General features: G+C 31.4%; 18 protein-coding genes and 2 pseudogenes. All 20 read right to left on the bottom strand.

The features are described from left to right. Positions 1-18 precede the first annotated feature (18 nt). Complete coding sequence (locus tag Ctaglu_RS10745; RefSeq protein WP_125001218.1) at positions 19-1,044, bottom strand: AbiH family protein; 1,026 nt, start codon at positions 1,042-1,044, stop codon at positions 19-21. A gap of 980 nt (positions 1,045-2,024) precedes the next feature. Then, on the bottom strand, positions 2,025-2,894 hold the full coding sequence (locus Ctaglu_RS10740) for an alpha/beta hydrolase (protein ID WP_125001215.1): 870 nt from the start codon (positions 2,892-2,894) through the stop codon (positions 2,025-2,027). Between the two features lie 90 nt (positions 2,895-2,984). Then, complete coding sequence (locus tag Ctaglu_RS25165; RefSeq protein WP_185732671.1) at positions 2,985-3,158, bottom strand: hypothetical protein; 174 nt, start codon at positions 3,156-3,158, stop codon at positions 2,985-2,987. A 47-nt stretch (positions 3,159-3,205) separates the two neighbouring features. Then, positions 3,206-3,553: a hypothetical protein gene (locus tag Ctaglu_RS10735; RefSeq protein ID WP_233439749.1), complete on the bottom strand. Its 348-nt coding sequence runs from the start codon at positions 3,551-3,553 to the stop codon at positions 3,206-3,208. 150 nt (positions 3,554-3,703) lie between these two features. After that, positions 3,704-3,841 (bottom strand): hypothetical protein, encoded by a 138-nt coding sequence (locus tag Ctaglu_RS25160; RefSeq protein ID WP_185732670.1) that lies wholly within the window; start codon positions 3,839-3,841, stop codon positions 3,704-3,706. A gap of 697 nt (positions 3,842-4,538) precedes the next feature. After that, entirely contained in the window at positions 4,539-5,003 is a 465-nt protein-coding gene (locus Ctaglu_RS10730; RefSeq protein ID WP_125001212.1) for an ASCH domain-containing protein, read from the bottom strand. A gap of 162 nt (positions 5,004-5,165) precedes the next feature. Continuing rightward, positions 5,166-6,188 carry a DUF1835 domain-containing protein gene (locus Ctaglu_RS10725; protein ID WP_125001209.1) on the bottom strand — a complete coding sequence of 341 codons (1,023 nt, stop codon included), beginning with the start codon at positions 6,186-6,188 and terminating at the stop codon, positions 5,166-5,168. 87 nt (positions 6,189-6,275) lie between these two features. Beyond that, positions 6,276-7,304, bottom strand: a complete 1,029-nt coding sequence (locus Ctaglu_RS10720) for a DUF3658 domain-containing protein (RefSeq protein ID WP_125001207.1) — start codon at positions 7,302-7,304, stop codon at positions 6,276-6,278. A gap of 155 nt (positions 7,305-7,459) precedes the next feature. Beyond that, positions 7,460-8,047 (bottom strand): GNAT family N-acetyltransferase, encoded by a 588-nt coding sequence (locus tag Ctaglu_RS10715; protein WP_125001204.1) that lies wholly within the window; start codon positions 8,045-8,047, stop codon positions 7,460-7,462. Between the two features lie 130 nt (positions 8,048-8,177). Beyond that, positions 8,178-8,378: pseudogene (locus Ctaglu_RS10710) on the bottom strand (CDP-alcohol phosphatidyltransferase family protein); the annotation flags it as partial. A gap of 214 nt (positions 8,379-8,592) precedes the next feature. Continuing rightward, positions 8,593-9,327, bottom strand: coding sequence for an aminoglycoside phosphotransferase family protein (locus tag Ctaglu_RS10705; RefSeq protein WP_125001201.1), 735 nt, complete (start codon positions 9,325-9,327; stop codon positions 8,593-8,595). Positions 9,328-9,629: 302 nt separating this feature from the next. Continuing rightward, a pseudogene (locus Ctaglu_RS10700) lies at positions 9,630-10,016 on the bottom strand (lipid II flippase family protein); the annotation flags it as partial. 257 nt (positions 10,017-10,273) lie between these two features. Continuing rightward, entirely contained in the window at positions 10,274-10,654 is a 381-nt protein-coding gene (locus tag Ctaglu_RS10695) for a carbonic anhydrase (RefSeq protein WP_125001198.1), read from the bottom strand. Positions 10,655-10,869: 215 nt separating this feature from the next. Beyond that, positions 10,870-12,234 (bottom strand): peptide MFS transporter, encoded by a 1,365-nt coding sequence (locus tag Ctaglu_RS10690; RefSeq protein WP_125001195.1) that lies wholly within the window; start codon positions 12,232-12,234, stop codon positions 10,870-10,872. A 32-nt stretch (positions 12,235-12,266) separates the two neighbouring features. Beyond that, entirely contained in the window at positions 12,267-14,066 is a 1,800-nt protein-coding gene (locus tag Ctaglu_RS10685) for an aminopeptidase P family protein (RefSeq protein WP_125001192.1), read from the bottom strand. A gap of 31 nt (positions 14,067-14,097) precedes the next feature. Then, entirely contained in the window at positions 14,098-15,174 is a 1,077-nt protein-coding gene (locus Ctaglu_RS10680) for a M24 family metallopeptidase (RefSeq protein ID WP_125001190.1), read from the bottom strand. Between the two features lie 515 nt (positions 15,175-15,689). Then, entirely contained in the window at positions 15,690-16,502 is an 813-nt protein-coding gene (locus Ctaglu_RS10675) for an alpha/beta fold hydrolase (protein WP_125001187.1), read from the bottom strand. Between the two features lie 158 nt (positions 16,503-16,660). Beyond that, entirely contained in the window at positions 16,661-17,359 is a 699-nt protein-coding gene (locus tag Ctaglu_RS10670) for an ABC transporter ATP-binding protein (RefSeq protein ID WP_125001184.1), read from the bottom strand. 2 nt (positions 17,360-17,361) lie between these two features. Continuing rightward, positions 17,362-18,552, bottom strand: a complete 1,191-nt coding sequence (locus tag Ctaglu_RS10665; RefSeq protein WP_125001181.1) for an FtsX-like permease family protein — start codon at positions 18,550-18,552, stop codon at positions 17,362-17,364. Position 18,553: 1 nt separating this feature from the next. Continuing rightward, complete coding sequence (locus Ctaglu_RS10660; RefSeq protein ID WP_125001178.1) at positions 18,554-19,693, bottom strand: ABC transporter permease; 1,140 nt, start codon at positions 19,691-19,693, stop codon at positions 18,554-18,556. Between the last annotated feature and the right edge of the window lie 31 nt (positions 19,694-19,724).

The raw sequence follows: 19,724 nt of genomic DNA, 5'->3' as shown, positions 1-19,724 counted from the left end.
GTAATTAACGGCAGCGCTCTACACACTAGGGTATTCGTCAATATCTCTTATACTAATAATTTCACTGCAAACATCTCGAGATAGCGTATGTGCAAATTTGAACATTCCATACTCACCTTCATCTAAATTCAAACTATTCTTGGCAACATCATTTATACGGCCCTTACTTAACTCAGAATAATAGGAAAATGTCCATTTGGCATTCGGCCATCTATGTCTTATTTGAACCAGATATGGTATATCAACCTCTCCTAATGATAGACCATAGAGATTGATATACTCAACCTCTCCTTCAATTACATCGTAGAAATAGCTACACCCCATTTTACATCCTTCTACATCCTTTCTGAGTTTATGTATGTAGCTTAGCAGACATCTATATTCATTGATTCTATTATAACTACTCTGTGTAAAATCATATTTCTCATCCAACTTCTCAATTACTGCTTTGATTTCTTGAATTCTACTGTCATTGCCATGCCCAACTATAAGTTCACCTCCATCATCTCCAAGGCACTCGCCATGTACATAGTAAATCTTATCGTCCTCAATGCCATATAGTTTTTGCAATGAATGAGTATAATTGAATTGTAAAAAGTAATCTTCATTGCTTAAATCAAGGTCACTACTATTCAATAAACGCTCCTTAATTAAAGGGTAGTTCAACTCGAGGTCAAGAGTGTCTCTTACCCACTTGGCAAACTTCTTCTTTAGTTGGTCTGCATTCTTGTCGTGCTCTAGTTTAATCTCTACTGGGTCAGGGTATTCTAAATCTAAATCATCTGCTGACGTATCAACCACAAAGTACTCGTCCACCTTAGACAAATGCTTTTCAAAATCACTCCAAAAAATATTCTCAACCACGTAATCATAATCGTGAGCTATAGCTGGTCCAACCATCTTTAAATGATTAAGCTCATACATTTTTCCAATCTCTTCATAGAATTCAGGGTCATTCTTAATCAAATAACAACCAAAATAGTAATAACTGCTAGGCAAACCATGATACAAGTCGAATCCATTACCAATTACGTTCAAATTCATATTCCCACCCCCTCTATATAATTTTAATCATAGTCTAGTTAACTATATTTCATTGTTTATAAATTACTATTTACCTACAGATTATATGAATAGTCTTTAACTCGTAGTTATTTACATCGGCACCACTTTTAAATAAAATCTTATATATTTTAACTTCTTGTTATTAGCCTAATAGGTATAGACAGACCTATTCCAGTTTATATAATTACGCTAGTAAATCTTACCGTTGTTTATGAGGAACTTTATGAATATTGTGCAAGAAACTTATTGTAGATTATGCTTATTGGCGGAGGTTAATCCAATATATTTGTTGTTCTTTACCTTCATGGAAATTTCCGCCTGTTAATATACCACCGCAACCCATCGCAGTCTGACTTGAAGAAATATTATCTTTATCACAGATAATCATTACTTTTGAAATTTTCATATCTTTTGCAATTTCTAAAACAAGTAATAATTGTTGCTTACCATAACCTTTTTTTCGCTCAGTTGGACGATCAGATTTTCTTACAGAAAAGAATGTGCTGGCATGAACATTATTGCGAAGTTTATCTTTCTCAATTGAAAGAACAATTTCAAGCCATTCATCAAAATCATAGGGTGCTAGGCCACAACTGCCATTGATATTAGTTTCTTCAAAGTCTAAATACTCCTGTTTGTATTCCAGAATTTTTTCTTATAAAACCTTTGATGGGTTTACTAAAATTAATTCACTCAATTTAATGCCTCCTAATATAAAAAATATGTAGTACACCTTATTCTACCGTTGTAACATACCTTATGAATCATGTAACCTAACTATAATAGTAAATTTTCATTTAGTTTGTGTGGTTTTTGAATATATTTATGCCAGACACAATACATAATAAAAATAATAGCAGTAATTTTAACCAATTCATTGAAGGTTAAAAATTACCTCCATCAACTATATCCTGACTTAAGTTATACTCATCAACGAAAATTCCTCAAATGGTCTTGCATTATAGGAGTGTTTTTAAATACTGAATTACTATATCAGGTCTATCTAAATAAATCTCATGGTCACTATTTTCAGCAATTACTAATATTCCTTCATCTGAAAGTTTTGATAACTCAATTTGTAGTTTACGCCACTCATTTTCATATAAAATTGCTTCCTTCTCTGGAATAGTATATTTCACCCATCCTCGTTCAGCTACCTTATTATCTCTTGCTATTACTATAAGTGGAATATTAGGGAATTCAGGAATACTCTTAATTTCGTTACTATCTATATCCCAATTTTGAAATTCCTCTGCAATAGTTTTATGAAGTGTGGAACTTGTGAAAAATTCTTCTACAGATTTCATGTCTAGATCACTTATACGATTTTCATAAGCCGAAATTATATTTCTATTATGCTGATTTAATTCTTCTTTTGATTTCTTTGAAGAATTAATATTACTCTCTACCATTTTATCTATTGCAATGAGAGAGTTCATCACAGGTGTATCAATCATATACAATTGTTTGAAATTGAAGGAAGTAGAATCAATTAGCATTATACCTTTCAATTTATAAGGATACATTTTTGCATAATGCTGTACACATAACCCTCCAAAAGAATGTCCCATTAAAATAAATTTATCTTTTATCCCTATCTTATCTAAAAGATAATTTAGTTCTTCTGCAATATTCTTTGGAGTTCGAGGGGTTTTTGGAGCTTGGCTTTTCCCATAGCCACATCTATGATATAAAACAATAGTAAAGTCTTCTTTTAGATCTTCCACAATAGAATACCAATCATAGAATGAGCTCCCTATGCCTGTTTCTATAACAAGTACCGTTTTATCTTTACCAATAATTTTATATTCCAAATCTAATTCCTTCATAACTATCCGCCTTTCCTATTCAAATTTCTTAATATGTAAATAACTTCCGTTTTATTCTACAGTTATGACATAGCTTTAGAAGGTTATGAATTAATTTTTATTATCCAATAGTTTCTGGCATAAGTACATTAAACATCCATTTATTAATGCAAGTATAATATAATTAGTTAAATTATTTTTTAGTTTGATAACCTCAAATCCTATAAAAAATGTTAAAAGAATACTCAAAAAATTTATTAATGCAAATAATTTATTCTTTTTCATATTTTATCTCCTTTATTCGTTACTTGCTTAATTTTACAAATTTGAGTTTATTTTATTATAAATTCAAAAATTGAAAACACCAAAGCAAGTATCGCAGCCAATAAATGACCTTTAGCAACCTCTTTATTTTTCTTCCAATACTGAATGGCTTGAATTAAAATTGACACACCCAACAATGGAACAAATACATCTGTTTCAATTTTCCAAACACCTAAAATCTGCGTACATACAACTATTATTATGCTTATAGAACAAATATTGCTAAGTACAGACAGCACTTTTTCATCTGTTTGTTTTTTACTCCATTGTTTTTTACTCCAGCTACCATTGCTAAGTACAGACAACGCTTTCTCATCTGTTTGTTTTTTACTCCAGATACCTCTCATTTTTCCCATTGTACCTCTCCCAATATGATTAATTATTATTTTATTATCTAAAATCTACAAGTCCGTCATAAAATATATATTTAATTATACCATAATTACCATAAATTAAGTATATTTACAATTCGTAAAAATGGGTAATAGCCTCAATCTGAAAGTAACTCAATTGGTATAGAAAAAATCTGTATCACTCTTTAATATAACATTTTCATTCCTATTAAAAATATCTGAATTACAGTCCCATTTCTTAATAATTTGCTTTTGTACATGCGCTTTCAACTGTTCTTTATTTATACTCATGATAATCACCTCTTGTGTATTTTAACCCTAATCATAAAATCCTAGGTATAGTGGGTAGTTGCCTAAATCTACTGATGACAGGTTATTTTCTTATACTATTATGATCAGAAAAATTTATTTTACATTATTATCCAAATAGAAATCTGATTCAAATTCACAGCCTGATGAACTTCTGATTATAGACATAATACTCCCAAGTTTATAAATACATCTATTACATGTTACTACCATATTTCTACACGCCCCCAGCATTTTCCTTTTAAATTTACATTAAAAATCAAAAGCATCTGAAATTTTACTCTTTAAATCACCTTACATATTTTTCAATCTTATACAACAACAAAAAATAACACCGGCATCTAACCAATGTTATATGTATTAATCATGTGAATTTTTTTGTGCAATTTGCCTTTTAGATGAAATGTAATGGTAGTTACTTTTTTATTTGGGCGTAAATATACACACCCTTGATACGATTTATCAATTAAGGTCACCCTCCGATTCTATATAGATTTTTATAGTTCACCATAATATAACATAAAGATAAAAATTAGGACACTTCCATTTTTATTTAAACATATTTTCCTAGTTTGTCACAAGTAAAAACGTCACAAAGATTGATTGGTTATGACGTCTAATAAGAAAATTGCGTACTGTCATATTATTGTCTCAGTTTATTTAAATATAACGCATAACTTTAAATCTTCATATCATTATAATTCCATAATCCTAGATGTCGCTTTACTTTTATCGGTTTATTAAGCAAGTGTATATTATCTAATATCCAAGCATATCTACCTGGTGTATAGTCACCAAATACTAATTCATTTCCCTCAACCTTCATTCCATTTTCAAGTATAGCATAATCTTCATATAACTCTTTCATTTGAACACAATCAATTAAATCACCAATTGCTATAATATTTCCAAAATTAAAATTATATTGTATTTTGTTATTTCCATTTATAATTATATATTTGCCCTCTAAAACTTCCAGAAATTCGTTCTTTAAACAACTTTCTTTTCCTTCTTTATTAATAGTCTTTGAAGCATGAATTGCAATTTCACCTCTATAATTTGTTTTCCACGATCTAGTTTCTATTCTTTTCTCTTGAATAGCTATTAATGTTGCAAATGGTTCAATTATTGATAAACATTTCATTTTTTCCTCCTAAAATATATTTAAGATGCAGATAAACCAAAGTAGTAAAAGCATTTCAGCTAATACGATATTTCCGACAATGGAGTCGGGAATACTTTTCCATAGCTGATATGTCTCAACATTTTACAGTTATGACTTAGCTACTAGAAAAATCTTGCTTAATCATAAGTTTTTAACTTGTCCTATAGTTAAGCCTGTGTTATCTGCTATGGTTTTTGAATCTAATACATCCTTTAACTTTTTAGCTATACTTATTTTCTCTTCTAACCTACCTTCTTCTATATATTCATTTATCATATATTCTTCTTCATCTAAAGATTTTTTATTATTTTTCCAAACACTCATAGCCTTTTGATTTGTACTTAGATGCTTTAATCCTTCCTCCGTTATCTTTATTTCCATGCTCTCAAATGTACCGTGGCACGCCTCAGAGCATGCGTAATCAATTTTTCCTAACTTAACTAATTTTTTTACTCTCCAGAATACATAATCAAAGGAAATTTCTACATCACTGTTTTCGATTATAGCCCTCACAATTTCAGCTGAGTTTCTAAATCCTTTGGGGGTGTATTTTAATACATCTATATCAAAATAATTTTCGTCTACACTTTTTATTTGTTCATTTTTAAAAACACGCAATATAGAGTTATCATTTTTTAATAATTCCCACGTATCAAGAAGTTGTTTATATTTATTTGAGTTCAGTTTTTGCTTTAAACTGGTATATTTATCTATATATTGGGGTACAATATCTCCAGTATCTCTAGCTAAATACACATTATCTTTATCTTTTACTACTGTATCTGTTGCATTTATTAAATATATATTTAAATTTCTATCCTTTAAAAGTTCTAAGGCATATAACATTCCACAGAACTCTTGACTGGAACCGTACCATAAGTATAAAGTATCCTTGTCATCTATTTTAGAAATTTCATTGTGAAATGTATTATAATTTTCCTTTAAGTCCTCTGCACCATAACTCGCAAAATAATCCCCTTCATCAACTATACTCCCCCAATTAATTCTTTCTTCAATGTTCACTCCACCCTTTATAGGCCCATGTGAAAGATCATCAGAAAGAACTATAACCTTTTGCTGGCCATCCAGTTCATTCATCCTAATTGCAACTCTAAATTTTGCTCCTGCACCTTCTGAAAAACATATATTAACTATATTATTCATTATCATACTCCTTTCAAGTTCGCATACCAATAATATCTAGAAAAATAACATAATATCTTGAAGCTAATCATTTCTCTTATTAATCAATTAATTTTCCTGCAAATTTTTAACTTGCTCTAGGCTTAAACCTGTTTTATCCGCTATAGTCGCCATATCTAATACATCTTTTAAATTTCTCGCTATATCTATTTTTTCTTTCATTCTGCCTTTTTCTCTATATTTATTTTTCATATCTTGTTCTTGCTTTGACTTTTCTCTATCCTCTTCCCAAATCTTCATGGCATCTTTGTCAGTACTAAGATATTTGAATCCTTCTTCTGTTATTTTTATTTCCATTCCTATGACTCCAACCTTGCCGTTGTATTCTATTTTTTCTGATTTAATCAGTTCGTTTATTCTCCAAAATATATACTCATCCGAAATTTCATCTTCACTTTTACCTAACACATCGCCTACAGTTCTCATAGAGTTTCTAAATTCTTTCGGTGTATATTTTAGTATAGCTATATCAAAATAACTTTCATCTACACTTTTTACTTTTCCATCTTTAAGAACACGCAATATAGAATTATCCTTTTTTAATGATTCCCAATCATCAAGAAATTGTTTATATTCATTTGAATCCAGCTTTCTTTTTGTAGCAGCATATTTTTCTAGGTTTTCTGGTAGGATTTCTCCTGTAGTCCTAACCTGAAATACAATCTCGTTGCGCTTAATAACTGTATCTTTTACATCTATTATATATGTATTTAGCTTCCTGTCTTTTAAAAGCTCTAAGGTATATAGCATTCCACAGAACTCTTGGCTAGATCCATACCAGAGGTATAAAGTATCACTGATATCCATATTAGAAAATTCATCATGAAATGCATTATAATTTTCTTTTAACTCCTCTATATCGTAATCAATAAATAGCTTTAATGGATCAGCTCCCTTAAAAATATTATACCAATTAATTCTTTCCTCAATATTTACTCCACTCTTTATAGCTCCCTGTGAAAGGTTATCAAAAAAAACTATAACCTTTTCATTATACTGAAGTTCGTTGGTACTGACAGCCTGTTTTAAAGTTGCTCCTGCACTTTGTGAAAAACATATGTTGATTATCTTATTCATAGCTATCCTCCTGTTAAAAAATTAGAAATTTTATTACGAAGTGTACATTAAGTAATACCTAAAGCAAATAGCATAAAGGGTATATTAGAGTTGTATTGATAATTCGTTTTTGGTAATAGTTTTGAAGCTGAAATTTACTTGTAAAGTGACTATTTCTAAGGAGTATATTTACACTCTTGTTGATGAATAATATATGATTTTACATTATATTCATAATCAAGAATTGAGTATAGGAATGAATCTCGCCATTTTCCCTTTTGTAATTTATGCTCCCTCAATCGACCTTCTTTTATCATCCCTATCTTCTCCATAACCTTTGCTGATGCAATGTTATCTGGATGGCATGTAGCAAAAATTCTATGTAGATTTAATTTTTCAAATCCAAAATTTATAATTGCATCGCTTGATTCAGAGGCATAGCCATTTCCCCAGTATTGCTTATCATAACAATATCCAATGGATCCTTCCTTATTGTTAATATTTGTGACATGTATCCCGCAAGCACCAATTAAAATATTATTTTGCTTTAATACTACTGCAAATTCATAATCATATCTTGGGTTTAAAGTTTGGTAATCAATAACCTTTTTCAAGAAAATGTGTGTATCCATTTCGCTATTGGGTCCAAATGGTAGATACATTATTACCTCTGGTTTTGAAGCATATGCATGAATAGACTTAAAATCGTCTTCATTAAATTCTCTTATAATAAGTCTGTCAGTTTCTATCGTATTGAAAAACATATAATTACACCTACCTATTTTCTGTTTTTATAAACATTCTTTATTAGATTAGTTAGTTATATTCTACAAGCAGGAACATTTCAAATTAACTGTCCCAACACACTTAATAAAATAAACCCAAAGATTATGCTCATTTTTCAAATATACTTTGTTTATTTAAGTTCAGTTGACTTGAGCTCAACTGAATAAGCAATTCTTCAATTGCTGATATGCTTGCCACAGCACAAATTATATACATCAACACAGTTCTATGAACATAGGGAAGCAATATTGGAAATATGAATAATACTATGCCAGTGATTTTATTTCCGTAGGTATGGAGACTTGCAAAAATTATTCTACTAAACGATATACAATTTGGTATTGATTTCATCTCATCACCTCCCAAATATTAATAATCTTTATTATGCAAATTAATACTATGTCATCACTTAAAAAAATTGAGACTTAACACAACCACACATTATGTTCATAATTCATCTGTTAACTACTTGTTCATGCTACATTAAGTCTCTTCTACTACATACATTTTACCTTGCATTTAACTATTCCTTCGGGCATTCACCCACTCTAGCTGCAATAATAACTGATAGATAATTCTGTATCATTTCTCTGGTAACATTCATTTGCATAAGATACAAATCTGCCAGCGTTTTTTTAAATTGTAAAAGCATTTCTCTATCGACCACTTCTATCGGAACAGGTGTGTATTCCACCAGAAATACAGTTCTTGCAACATCATATAAAAAATCCCCATGACACACATTCATGAAATCTATAACCATTGTATGTCCATCCGATATTAATATATTACCTGGATGGAAATCACCATGACAAAGTGTATTTCCATCCAGAAGTTCATCTAGCATTTTCAATACTTCTTCTTGTTTCTTTGAATTAGCTGATGGCGATTTTAATATATTACATTTTAAAAAATCCTTGTAATTCACTACATTACTAATCGTATTCTGAAGGATTTCCTTATGTAACTTTGCCATATATACTGCACATTCCTTCACATCACCTGTTCTCATAACCCAATCCAACAGGGATTCACCCTTCACTTTGTCATATATAATACCCATTCTCTCTTCGCAAAAAATAATTTCATATACCTTTGGTTTTGCAAAATCCATATTTCTTATTGCATTTGCATTTTGAAACTCTCTTTCTACCGATTCTTTTGGATAGCCTTGATAAAAAAGTTTAAGTACCTTGCCTTCTTCCCATTCATATACATTTGCAGTATTACCTATGCCAATTATTTTCCCATATTTCATTTATTTCTCTCCTAATATTTCAAAACATTAACCTATTCATTAAAGACTATTATCATATTTGATAGTTTCAACTCATCCATAATATACTCTTCTAATTAAGTTTCCACAATCTATAATTCTACATTAATTTCCAACTCTCTTTTTATAGAGTAACATTTATATAAATATGTACTAATTTGTCGTTTGAATTAATTAGAAGAAGCCTACCCCGTTGATTTCTCTATGAAATACGCTTTTGCTATTATATATATTTGGTTTTTCAGTAGCAACTATAAATTGTTAAGCATAATTTATTTTTTAAACTAAATTATTTTAGCTATAAAGGATATTGCTTCAGCTGCTGGAACTAATAAAAACTGAGCTGAAATCGTACCTACGATTAATCCTCCAACAATAAAAATTATACATCTATTAAATTGGAATTCAGTGCATTTCCCTTTTATTACATCATCGGTTAGCATTGATACATAAGGGTCTACGAATATAACCATAAGTAATGTTGCCACTCCTGTTATCACCGATGTTAAATTGCTGCATGTTGATCGGAGTACTGGATTTAAACATCCTGCATATAATGATGCCAAAGAAGCAACCGTTAACGCGGAGAAAGCTACTGTATTAATTAGAATAATTTTTTTAGGCATCATTTTAAAGTTTTTTAAATGTGACAAATTTTCTTTACTAGGTTTAATGAGAAAGAATCTTTAGTTCACTTTTTTTGACTTACCATTATAAACATAATATTCCCAAGTTTATAAATACATCAATTACATGTTACTACCATATTTCTACACTTCCCCACCACTTTCCTTCTAAATTTACACTAAAAAGTAAAAAATCCTAAATTTTACTCTTTAGATCACCTTACATATTCTTTAATCTTATACAACAACAAAAAAATAACACCGGCATCTAACCAATGTTATATATTATAGATAGTTGTTACTTATATACTGACAACATGTACACGCCAAAAATCATCCACCCATAGACCCACTACTTTAACAGGAAGACCCCATGATACTACTGTATATGTAGATGCGACTATATCCCGAAAATGTTTTAAGTCACTAACAGGATTTGCAGCACAATCATAATGGCCTACTACAGCAATTACATTAGAATTATGAGCTTCTATTGAAATTATAGCTTTCTCTCTTAACCTCTCAATTTCATCCCATTGACCTTCAGCTAATACCTTATCCATTCCAGGTTCTGTAATTAAATCCACATAATACACACCAAAATTTTCTTTCAACCACTTTATTACAGGAATTTGAGTTCTACCATCAATACAGTTTAGAGCAGTTCCAAATTTTTTTTTCATTTTACACCCTCAATTACTTTTATACTAATATAGTATGAAGGTATTATAAAATCCGTGATTAATTAATCCTATCATATAGCTCCTTTAGGTTTCATGTCCCCGAGAAAAAAACAACTGTTGCCATTACGGCTTACAGCAATTAGACAAAATCTCCAAAAAAAGATGACTACTGTGCAAGACAGAAGCCATCTTTTTTGTTTTAGAAAATAAACCTATTATGCGACGAGTTTGACCTTTTTCGCTGGTTCTTCATCTTCCAGTAGCTTTACAAGCTTTTTGTCAAAGATAAACAGTAATACTGCGCATACGAACAAAATGATAGGGATGACAACATAGGACTGTATAATCGGAAATTTTGAAGCAAACTCATACAGGTAGCCATAGGATTTACCCGCGATGAAGGAAGCTAAAATCCAAACGCCCATAAGTATTGAGTAAATCTTGTTGGGTGCATATTTCGTAACAAAGGAGTTACCAAGTGGTGAGAATAGCATTTCACCCATACTTAGGAGCACGCCAAACGCGATGATCCAAACGATGCTTGCCTTGTTTGTGCCTCTTGAAATTTCTGCACCTACAAGCATTAAAAAGGACATTCCAAGTAAACTAAGACCCAGAGCCAATTTTTTGAACAAGCTCAGATCACCTTTAGGCCTCTTGGACAGTTTGAACCACAGTATACCCAAAACTGGTCCCATAGCAATACATACAAAGGCGTTCAAGGAGTCGAACCATGAAAGTGGCACTACGAATCTGCCTACATTCAGGTTTACGAACTGAGCACCGTAGTCATAAACAGCCAGGTAAGTTAGGTACCAGAACACCCAGAACACAACTGAGAATATGGATACCAATACAATAGCAAAGACCTTTCTTTTTTCCACTCTTGTTAATGGCTTATTTTCAGTTACAACTTTCTTTTCCATGTGCTTGCCATCTTTGAAGGGCTTTTTGCCTACTTCTCCAAGGAATTTCATACCGAACAGGAACCACGCAGCATCAATTGCACAAATGATACCACACAGTTGGAACGCAGCTCTGTAGCCCTGAACGTCACCATGGGCAAAAGTTGTGGCTATAAGAACACCCACCGCCGTTGTTCCAATCAATGATCCGATATTGACAAAGGAATACTGAACTGAAAATGCTGAATCCAGCTGACTTTCGTCTTCAAACAAAGCACCGCTGATTGCAGAAACGTTACCTTTAAATAGACCTGTACCGATTGCTACAAGTGTCACCATCACATTCATGGTTACGGCATTAGTTGCAGATCCACCCACTATATACCCGGCGGCCATCAAAACTAGTCCAACTGGAACACAGTACCTGGCACCAATGTGCCTATCAGAAAGATATCCACCAATAATAGGTGCAAGATAGGTATACGCAACAAGATTTGATTGAATAAGTGCTGCTTCAAACTTTGTAAGACCTAATCCGCCTGTTACCAGTGTAGCAGCAACAAAAACAAAAATTAGATACTTAGCAGAATAATATGCCATCCGCTCGAACATGAACGCCACACAACAAACATAAAAACCAAAAGGCCTTTTGTTTTTCACTACAATTTCACTCATAATTTTCCCCCTAAACTAATTTTTTCTTATGTTTAAACTTCTCTTGTATAGGATTTTAGCCATGCTCTCTCTTCAGCACTCAGATACTCAGCTAATTTCTCATACACAAGCTTATGATAACTGTTTAAATACAGTTTTTCATCGCGGTTAAGGTCTTCTGTGTCTATAGCATCCAAATCAATTGGAGCATAGGTGACAGAATCAAAGTGCATGAACTGACCGAATTCGTTTTCAATGCCTTTTCTGACGATGAGCTCATTCTCTATACGGATGCCATGGGATCCATCGATATAAATACCTGGTTCATCTGTTATAACCATGCCTTCTTCTAAAGTGTTAGTTTCATGCTTGGATGGTACGATGTACCATCGAAAGCCACTTGGTCCTTCATGAATATTTAGCAAATAGCCTACACCATGACCAGTTCCGCATTTATAATCTAGGTCAAGACTCCACATTGGTTCTCTAGCCAATATATCTAGGTTGTAGCCTTTGCATCCGTAAAGGAATCTAGCACGAGCCAGGTTCATCATGCCTCTGGCCACTGTGGTGAAGTGATGCTTAAGTTCTTTGCTCACTTCGCCAATGGCGAATGTTCTGGTAATATCCGTTGTACCTTCAAAGTAGTTTCCGCCAGTATCCATCAATAATAAGTGGCCTTCCGCAAGTTTCACATCTGTTTCAGGCGTAGCGCAGTAATGCATCATGGCTGCATGTTCTTTGAAAGCGCAAATTGGTGCAAAGCTTTGCCACAAGTAACCCTCCTGCTGTTTTCGAAACTCTTCCAGTTTTTCTGAAGCACTGATTTCTGTGATTGTTGTTTTTGTAACATTTGTTTTCAGCCAATACATGAATTTCGTAATGGCAACACCGTCTTTAATGTGAGCTTTTTCAATATTGGCAAGCTCCACAGGATTTTTAATGGCCTTGAACAATATGCTAGGATTATCTGCTTGGACTTTTTTTGTCTTAGCTGGAATGTTTTTATACAGAGCATAATTGATTCTGTCTGGGTCGATTAGCACCACATCTTCAGCCTTAAAGTCCTTGACAGCTTCATAAATATCGTTGTAAGGCCTTAATACCACACCATCCTTGGCTAAAGCTTCCTTGACGCTTACATTAAGCCTACTTTCTTCAATGAACAAGTCTACCTTTTCCATGGTAACAACCGCATAACATAGCACCAGAGGTGAATACATGACATCATTTCCTCGGATGTTGAGAATCCAAGCGATGTCATCCAAGGTTGTGATGACATGGTAGCTTGCTCCTTTATCTTTCATGGCAGCTCTTATCCTAGACAGCTTGGACGCCCTGCTTTCGCCGGAATACTTTTCTTCAAGAAGAAAAACAGGCTCATTTGCAAGTTTCGGACGACCTTCCCATACCATATCAACGAGATCATAGGCGTACTCAACGGCCACGTTCTTATGGGCAAGTAGCGAAGAAAAATCTTCCCCTTCTTGCATCGCCATGAGGCGTCCATCAAATCCGAGTTTTCCATTACTGGGCATTTCAGCTTCTATATATTCCAATACCGTAAGGACTCCTGGGTTGCCCATCTTGAAGAGTTTGATTCCACTGCCTTCAAGCTGATGCTCGGCTTGAAGGAAATACCTTCCATCCGTCCAGAGACCCACTTCATCTTTTGTAACTACCGCTGTTCCGGCAGAACCCGTAAAACCGGTTACATAGGCTCTTGCCTTGAAGAATTCTCCTACATACTCGCTTTGATGATTGTCTGCAGATGGAACAACATAGGCATCCAGGCCTTTTTCTTTCATAAACGCTCTCAATTTTGAAATCCTTTCTTTTACACTTTCACTCATTTTTTTCCTCTCTTTCATAGAATCGAATATTCTATTCTACAATAATTAAATCTTTTGTGTAATGATTTAATACTTCACAGCCATCTTCAGTAACTATAACTAAATCTTCTATACGTACTCCTACGTCTCCTGGCAAGTAAATACCTGGTTCTATGGAGAATATTTGTCCAACCTGAACAACATCTGTATTAACGGAAGAAACATCACCGAAATCATGAACCTCAATACCTATTGAATGTCCAAGTCTATGAGTGAAGTATTTCCCGTAACCTTTTTCTGTTATATAGTCTCTAGCTGCTGCATCTATATCACAAAATCTAACTCCGGCTTTAACTTTTTCAATTCCTCTTCTGTTTGCTTCTTTAACAATTTCGTAAACTTCTCTGCTATGGTCTGATACACTTTTGTAGAAAACAGTTCTAGTCATATCTGAGCAGTATGAATCCATTTTACATCCGATATCAATAACTACGCTATCTCCTGGCTTTACTGTTGAGTTATCCATTACATGATGTGGGTCTGCTGCATTTTCACCATATCCTATAATTGGATCAAAGGAATGACCTTCAGTTCCCATTTCATCCCACATTTCGCCAAGTAATTTCCCCATTTTTATTTCAGAATGCTTATCAGGCACAAGTTTTATCATTTCGCCCATAGCACTATCATTTAATTTTGAAGCTGCTCTCATTAATTCTTTTTCATCTTCATCCTTACACATTCTTACTCTGTCAAGAATTTCAGATCCATTGACAAATGAGCTTCCGCCCTTTAATTGCATTAATTTTATTAAGAAATGTGCTGGCCAGTTTTTATCTATACCCATTGGGCTTTCTTTATCAATGTTGTCTGCAAGAATTTTCACTGGACTTTGAGTATCATTAAACCATATTTTTTCCACACCTAAATCTTCACTTATAGGAAATAACTCATTAATAAATAATTTGTTGTTTCCATTTAAATTAATATACAATGCAAGCATTCTCTCTCCTGGAAAAATCCATTTTCCAGTAAGATAAAATATTGCTGCTGGGTCAGAAACTATCATTTGAGGTATTTCCTCTTGGCTCATAATCTTTAGAACCTTATCAAGTCTTTGGTTTATCATTAAAAAATCCCCCCTGAAATGTTTTATTTATATATATTAACTCTCTGATTTCACAGAGAATTAATTATAAACTTATAAATCAATTAGTATTGTTTTGCTCCAGATAGTTTCAACATAATACTACAATATTCAGAAAATTATAACATTTATGTTGTTATTCTATCATATTAATTTATCAATGTATACGTTTTTTTAAGTAATAATGTAATTATTTAAATATAACAGTATTTTGTATATATATATCATACTAATTTCAATATAATAGTATACTAAAAAAATTCCAGAAGCATTAAACGTTCCTATAGGTTATTTTTTTTAACACCAGAACTTCATAATTTACTAGTAAAATGTCAGGAAGAAAAGCCCTTTAAAATAAATTCTTACCGTAGTTTATGATGTGCTTTTTTTGTATTGTGGCATAAAAAAACCGTAAAATTCACACTTGAGAATAATACGGTTTTTAAATTAACTATTGCTTTCATATTTTTATTAAGACGCTCTAAGTTGCTAAATGCTTATTCTTCAATAAATTTTACTAATTCTTCGTTAAATTTGTCACGTTGGTCATAGAAAGAGCCGTGACCGCTGTATTTAAATGGTATAAGTTTTGAATTTTTAATACCTTGTTTTTGTACTTCAGCTAGTGGAAATGGAACCACTTTGTCATGAATGCCATGAATAATTAAAGTTGGAACGTTTATAGTTCTTAGATCAGAAAACAGTACTTCATCTATCCAAGTTTTTGCAATGGCCGCAGTTGCCCAACCGGCTGCCTGTAATCCCAATTGGAAGAACCAATCAGAGAAGGCTTTAGTTATATACTGAAAGAAAAATATATTACCGAAATCGCTCAGCATTTTAGGGCGATCAGTATATGTTCCCTGAATAATTTTGATTACATCTTCTTCTTCTAAACCGTATGGGAAATTGGGACGCTTTATAAGACTAGGAGCTGCTGCTGCAAAAAGAGCAAGTTTAGATACTCCTTGTCCTTTATGACGAGCCATGTATCGAATAGCTATAGCCCCACCAGTTGAATGTCCTGCCAGTGTGAAATCATGTAAATTTAACGCATCAACCACGCATTTAACATCGTCTGACAAGCGATTGTAGTCGTAACCTCCATAAGGCTTATCTGAATCACCGAATCCTCTAGTATCTATCCCAATGCATCTGTATCCCATCTTTGGAAGCTGATCGAACTGATATTCAAACAACTTATGACTTCCAGGCCAACCGTGTAGAAACAAGATTGTATTCTTTCCCTCTGGATTAAGATCCTCTACATAGATTTTTACATTTGGTTCTACCCTAACGTAATATCCCACTTATAACCTCCAATAATTAAATAGCTATGTTAATAGGTTATTCACTTGAGCATAAATTTGTGCATGATTCAGCTAACTCTTAAATACCGTAAAATTTATAGCATATTTCTACATAAAATCTATTTATTTATTGTTATATATGGGAAATACTTATATAATTACTGTTTTACAATAATACCATCTTCTATTATAATAGTTCTTTTGCAAAAGCTTGTAAGTTGTTCGTTATGAGTAACCAAAATTACTGTAGTATTACTTGTATCATTAATACTTTTTAATATGTTAATGATGTTTAAACTATTAGTTTTATCTAATGCACCTGTTGGTTCATCTGCTAAAATTATATCTGGTTTATTAACCAAAGCTCTTGCTATTGCCACTCTTTGCTGTTGTCCACCGGACAATTGAGTAATTTTTTTGTTTATAGACTCATCCATACCAACTTTTTTTAAAGACTCTATTGCCAATTTTTTTATCTCAGTTTTGCTTAATTGTTTACTTTTACCTAAAAGTAGATTTCTATATATAAGTGGTACTTCAACATTTTCAATAACATTATATTCTGTAATCAAAGAAAAATTTTGAAATATAAATCCCATTTTAGTGTTTCTTATTATAGCTAATTCTTTATCATTATAATTTGTAATATCTTTACCATCAAATTCAAATTTTCCACTAGTACTGTTGTCTAGACATCCAATCAAATTTAATAATGTAGATTTTCCAGAGCCTGATGTTCCTAAAATGGCTAGCATGTCCCCTTTTTCTATACTTAAATTAACCTTATTTAATGCATAAAGAGTTTCCACTCCATTTCCATATTTTTTTACGACTTCTGTTAATTTTATATAACTCAAAATTAATTCCCCCTAATCAAATCAACGATATTTTTCTTCAATATATAAGATTTGTATATAAAAAATGTCATAGCTAATATAGCAAGCGAAATACTAAAAGAAGGGAAAATAGATTTAATAATTAAAGATATCGTTAAATCCATACCAAAAATATAGCTTGTAATAATTATGGGGAAAATTGAGATTAGATTAGTTATAATCAATGCAATTAGAAATTCTCCACATACTAACCTCGATAATTCCTTACTTGTTGATCCTAAAGCAAATCTGATTCCATATTCTCTCTTTCTAAAAGTAATATAATTAGTCATTATACCCACAAATCCTACCAATGATAAAACGGATAATAAAACCGCAAATGTTAGCGATAATGTAATCCAAGGCTTACTCTCTTCATATATTTGAGTTATCAAATCATTAATTTCAATATATTTAACCTTTGAATTGTTATTTAATTTAGAAAAATCAGTAGTAAATTGTTTTAAGTCTTGACTCTTCTTTACTGATACAATTGTATGCCCAGTTTTCATTGTAAAATTCATTCCATTATCATAAAAGTACTGCTTATCAAATGGTATAATAAGAGAATTTTTTAAAGTATTAATGGATGGTTGACCACCATTTCTAGAATTCCAAAAAACAGCACTACTATTTGTTATTCCTACAACTTTAAATTTTAAATTTATTAGTTTACTATTTTGAAGCATTTCCAGAGTAAATATACTACCTAAACTCCATTTTTTTGATAAATCATTGCTAATAACAATTGGGATTTCATCTTTAGATTTTTTATAATTAAAAAGATCAATAGTGCCCTTACAAACATTAATATTATAGAGATCAAAGGCACCTCTATTTAAATAAATCGCATTAAATTCTTCTTTTTTAATTTTAATTTTATTCATATGAAAGCTACCTATTTTATTAACCACTTTATTTTGGGATATTTTTTCATAAATTCGGTCAATTGAATTTATAGGATCCTTATCAATTGAAGGTACTGAAAGTCCAATCATTACTGACTTATCTTTATCAACTAATTTATCAATACTGTATTTTAAGTCTAAATTTTTATTTATTAAGGTAAACGCAAAATTTAAAGATATAAAAATTATGATAAGTTGAAAAAAAACTAATTTAAATTTTACACCTTGTTTTGATATAGATTTAAGTATTATTCGTAATCTCCACATACTACTCTCCTTTTAATTCTGTTATAAGATTTAACCTGAAGAATTTTCTCACACTCATTATTGATATTAAAAAACTCATCACTATAGTTGCCAAAGAGGGTACTATAATATTAAAACTACTAAACTGTAACTCTTTTATATTCAGAATCATTGTAAAGTTCTGCTTAATAAATGGAGTTAACAAATTAGTAAATATTGATGCGGAAATTATAGAACATACTGATATTAAAATAAGTTCGATAAAAATCTGTTTCCAAATTAATTTTTTTGTTGCACCGAGTGCAATACTTATTAAAATGCATTTTTTAGTTTTTAACATTAAATAAAATATTAGAATACTTATATTACCTACTGATATTAGTATAATTAAACATCCTGCAAATATAGTTATAGATAGTTTGTTATAAAAATCGGATAATTGGCCATTCATATCAACTTCACTTACATTTACATTTGATAATTTGTTTAAATCAACTAATAATGCTTTCATTTCATTTTTAGGATTTCCATTATTTTTTAATAAATATATTTCAATTGTTTTTATCTCTTTTTTGTTTTTATCAGGTAATGATTCTAATGGAATAAATACACTTCCTAAATAATTAGTATAATTCTCTGTTAGTTTACCTACAACACCTATAACGTTAAATTTTTCTCCGCCTATTACTATAGTATTATCTAGTTTATTAGTTAGTTTATTAGCGACTACTCCTGCACCAATAACCGCAATTTTAGATTTTGAGCAACTTTCATCTGGTTTTATATATCTTCCTTTATTAATCTTTGGAATCCATTCTGGATTCTGTGTAAATAATACCGGTTGAAGTTGAACTTGCCATTCAGCACCATTACTTGGTATTGTTTCTGTTAATCCATTTATTCTTATAGCTATTGTTTTTGAATACTTTTTTAGTACATTTACTAATTTATCATAATCTATACTATTTGAATTACTAATATTTACAGAAATTAACTTTTGGTGATTGATTTCACCATTTGTCCAATCCAAAGTCATATTTTTGCTAAGATTAACAAAATAAACTCCAAATGAGATGACTAGCAAAACAGTAACATATGCTATAAATACTAGAAAATAATGTAAAAAATTTGATTTTATTCTACTTGAAATTAATTTAAACATTTATTCACTCCAATATTAAATTTATAGTATT

Source organism: Clostridium tagluense (genome assembly GCF_003865095.1).
Lineage (GTDB): Bacteria > Bacillota > Clostridia > Clostridiales > Clostridiaceae > Clostridium_AD > Clostridium_AD tagluense.
This window is presented reverse-complemented; position numbering and strand designations above follow the sequence as displayed.

What these genes read in the sequence shown, in the direction of transcription:
- Ctaglu_RS10745 (WP_125001218.1), bottom strand. Translation starts at nt 1,044, where the DNA reads ATGAATTTGAACGTAATTGGTAATGGATTCGACTTGTATCATGGTTTG.
- Ctaglu_RS10740 (WP_125001215.1), bottom strand. Translation starts at nt 2,894, where the DNA reads ATGAAGGAATTAGATTTGGAATATAAAATTATTGGTAAAGATAAAACG.
- Ctaglu_RS25165 (WP_185732671.1), bottom strand. Translation starts at nt 3,158, where the DNA reads ATGAAAAAGAATAAATTATTTGCATTAATAAATTTTTTGAGTATTCTT.
- Ctaglu_RS10735 (WP_233439749.1), bottom strand. Translation starts at nt 3,553, where the DNA reads ATGGGAAAAATGAGAGGTATCTGGAGTAAAAAACAAACAGATGAGAAA.
- Ctaglu_RS25160 (WP_185732670.1), bottom strand. Translation starts at nt 3,841, where the DNA reads ATGAGTATAAATAAAGAACAGTTGAAAGCGCATGTACAAAAGCAAATT.
- Ctaglu_RS10730 (WP_125001212.1), bottom strand. Translation starts at nt 5,003, where the DNA reads ATGAAATGTTTATCAATAATTGAACCATTTGCAACATTAATAGCTATT.
- Ctaglu_RS10725 (WP_125001209.1), bottom strand. Translation starts at nt 6,188, where the DNA reads ATGAATAATATAGTTAATATATGTTTTTCAGAAGGTGCAGGAGCAAAA.
- Ctaglu_RS10720 (WP_125001207.1), bottom strand. Translation starts at nt 7,304, where the DNA reads ATGAATAAGATAATCAACATATGTTTTTCACAAAGTGCAGGAGCAACT.
- Ctaglu_RS10715 (WP_125001204.1), bottom strand. Translation starts at nt 8,047, where the DNA reads ATGTTTTTCAATACGATAGAAACTGACAGACTTATTATAAGAGAATTT.
- Ctaglu_RS10705 (WP_125001201.1), bottom strand. Translation starts at nt 9,327, where the DNA reads ATGAAATATGGGAAAATAATTGGCATAGGTAATACTGCAAATGTATAT.
- Ctaglu_RS10695 (WP_125001198.1), bottom strand. Translation starts at nt 10,654, where the DNA reads ATGAAAAAAAAATTTGGAACTGCTCTAAACTGTATTGATGGTAGAACT.
- Ctaglu_RS10690 (WP_125001195.1), bottom strand. Translation starts at nt 12,234, where the DNA reads ATGAGTGAAATTGTAGTGAAAAACAAAAGGCCTTTTGGTTTTTATGTT.
- Ctaglu_RS10685 (WP_125001192.1), bottom strand. Translation starts at nt 14,066, where the DNA reads ATGAGTGAAAGTGTAAAAGAAAGGATTTCAAAATTGAGAGCGTTTATG.
- Ctaglu_RS10680 (WP_125001190.1), bottom strand. Translation starts at nt 15,174, where the DNA reads ATGATAAACCAAAGACTTGATAAGGTTCTAAAGATTATGAGCCAAGAG.
- Ctaglu_RS10665 (WP_125001181.1), bottom strand. Translation starts at nt 18,552, where the DNA reads ATGTGGAGATTACGAATAATACTTAAATCTATATCAAAACAAGGTGTA.
- Ctaglu_RS10660 (WP_125001178.1), bottom strand. Translation starts at nt 19,693, where the DNA reads ATGTTTAAATTAATTTCAAGTAGAATAAAATCAAATTTTTTACATTAT.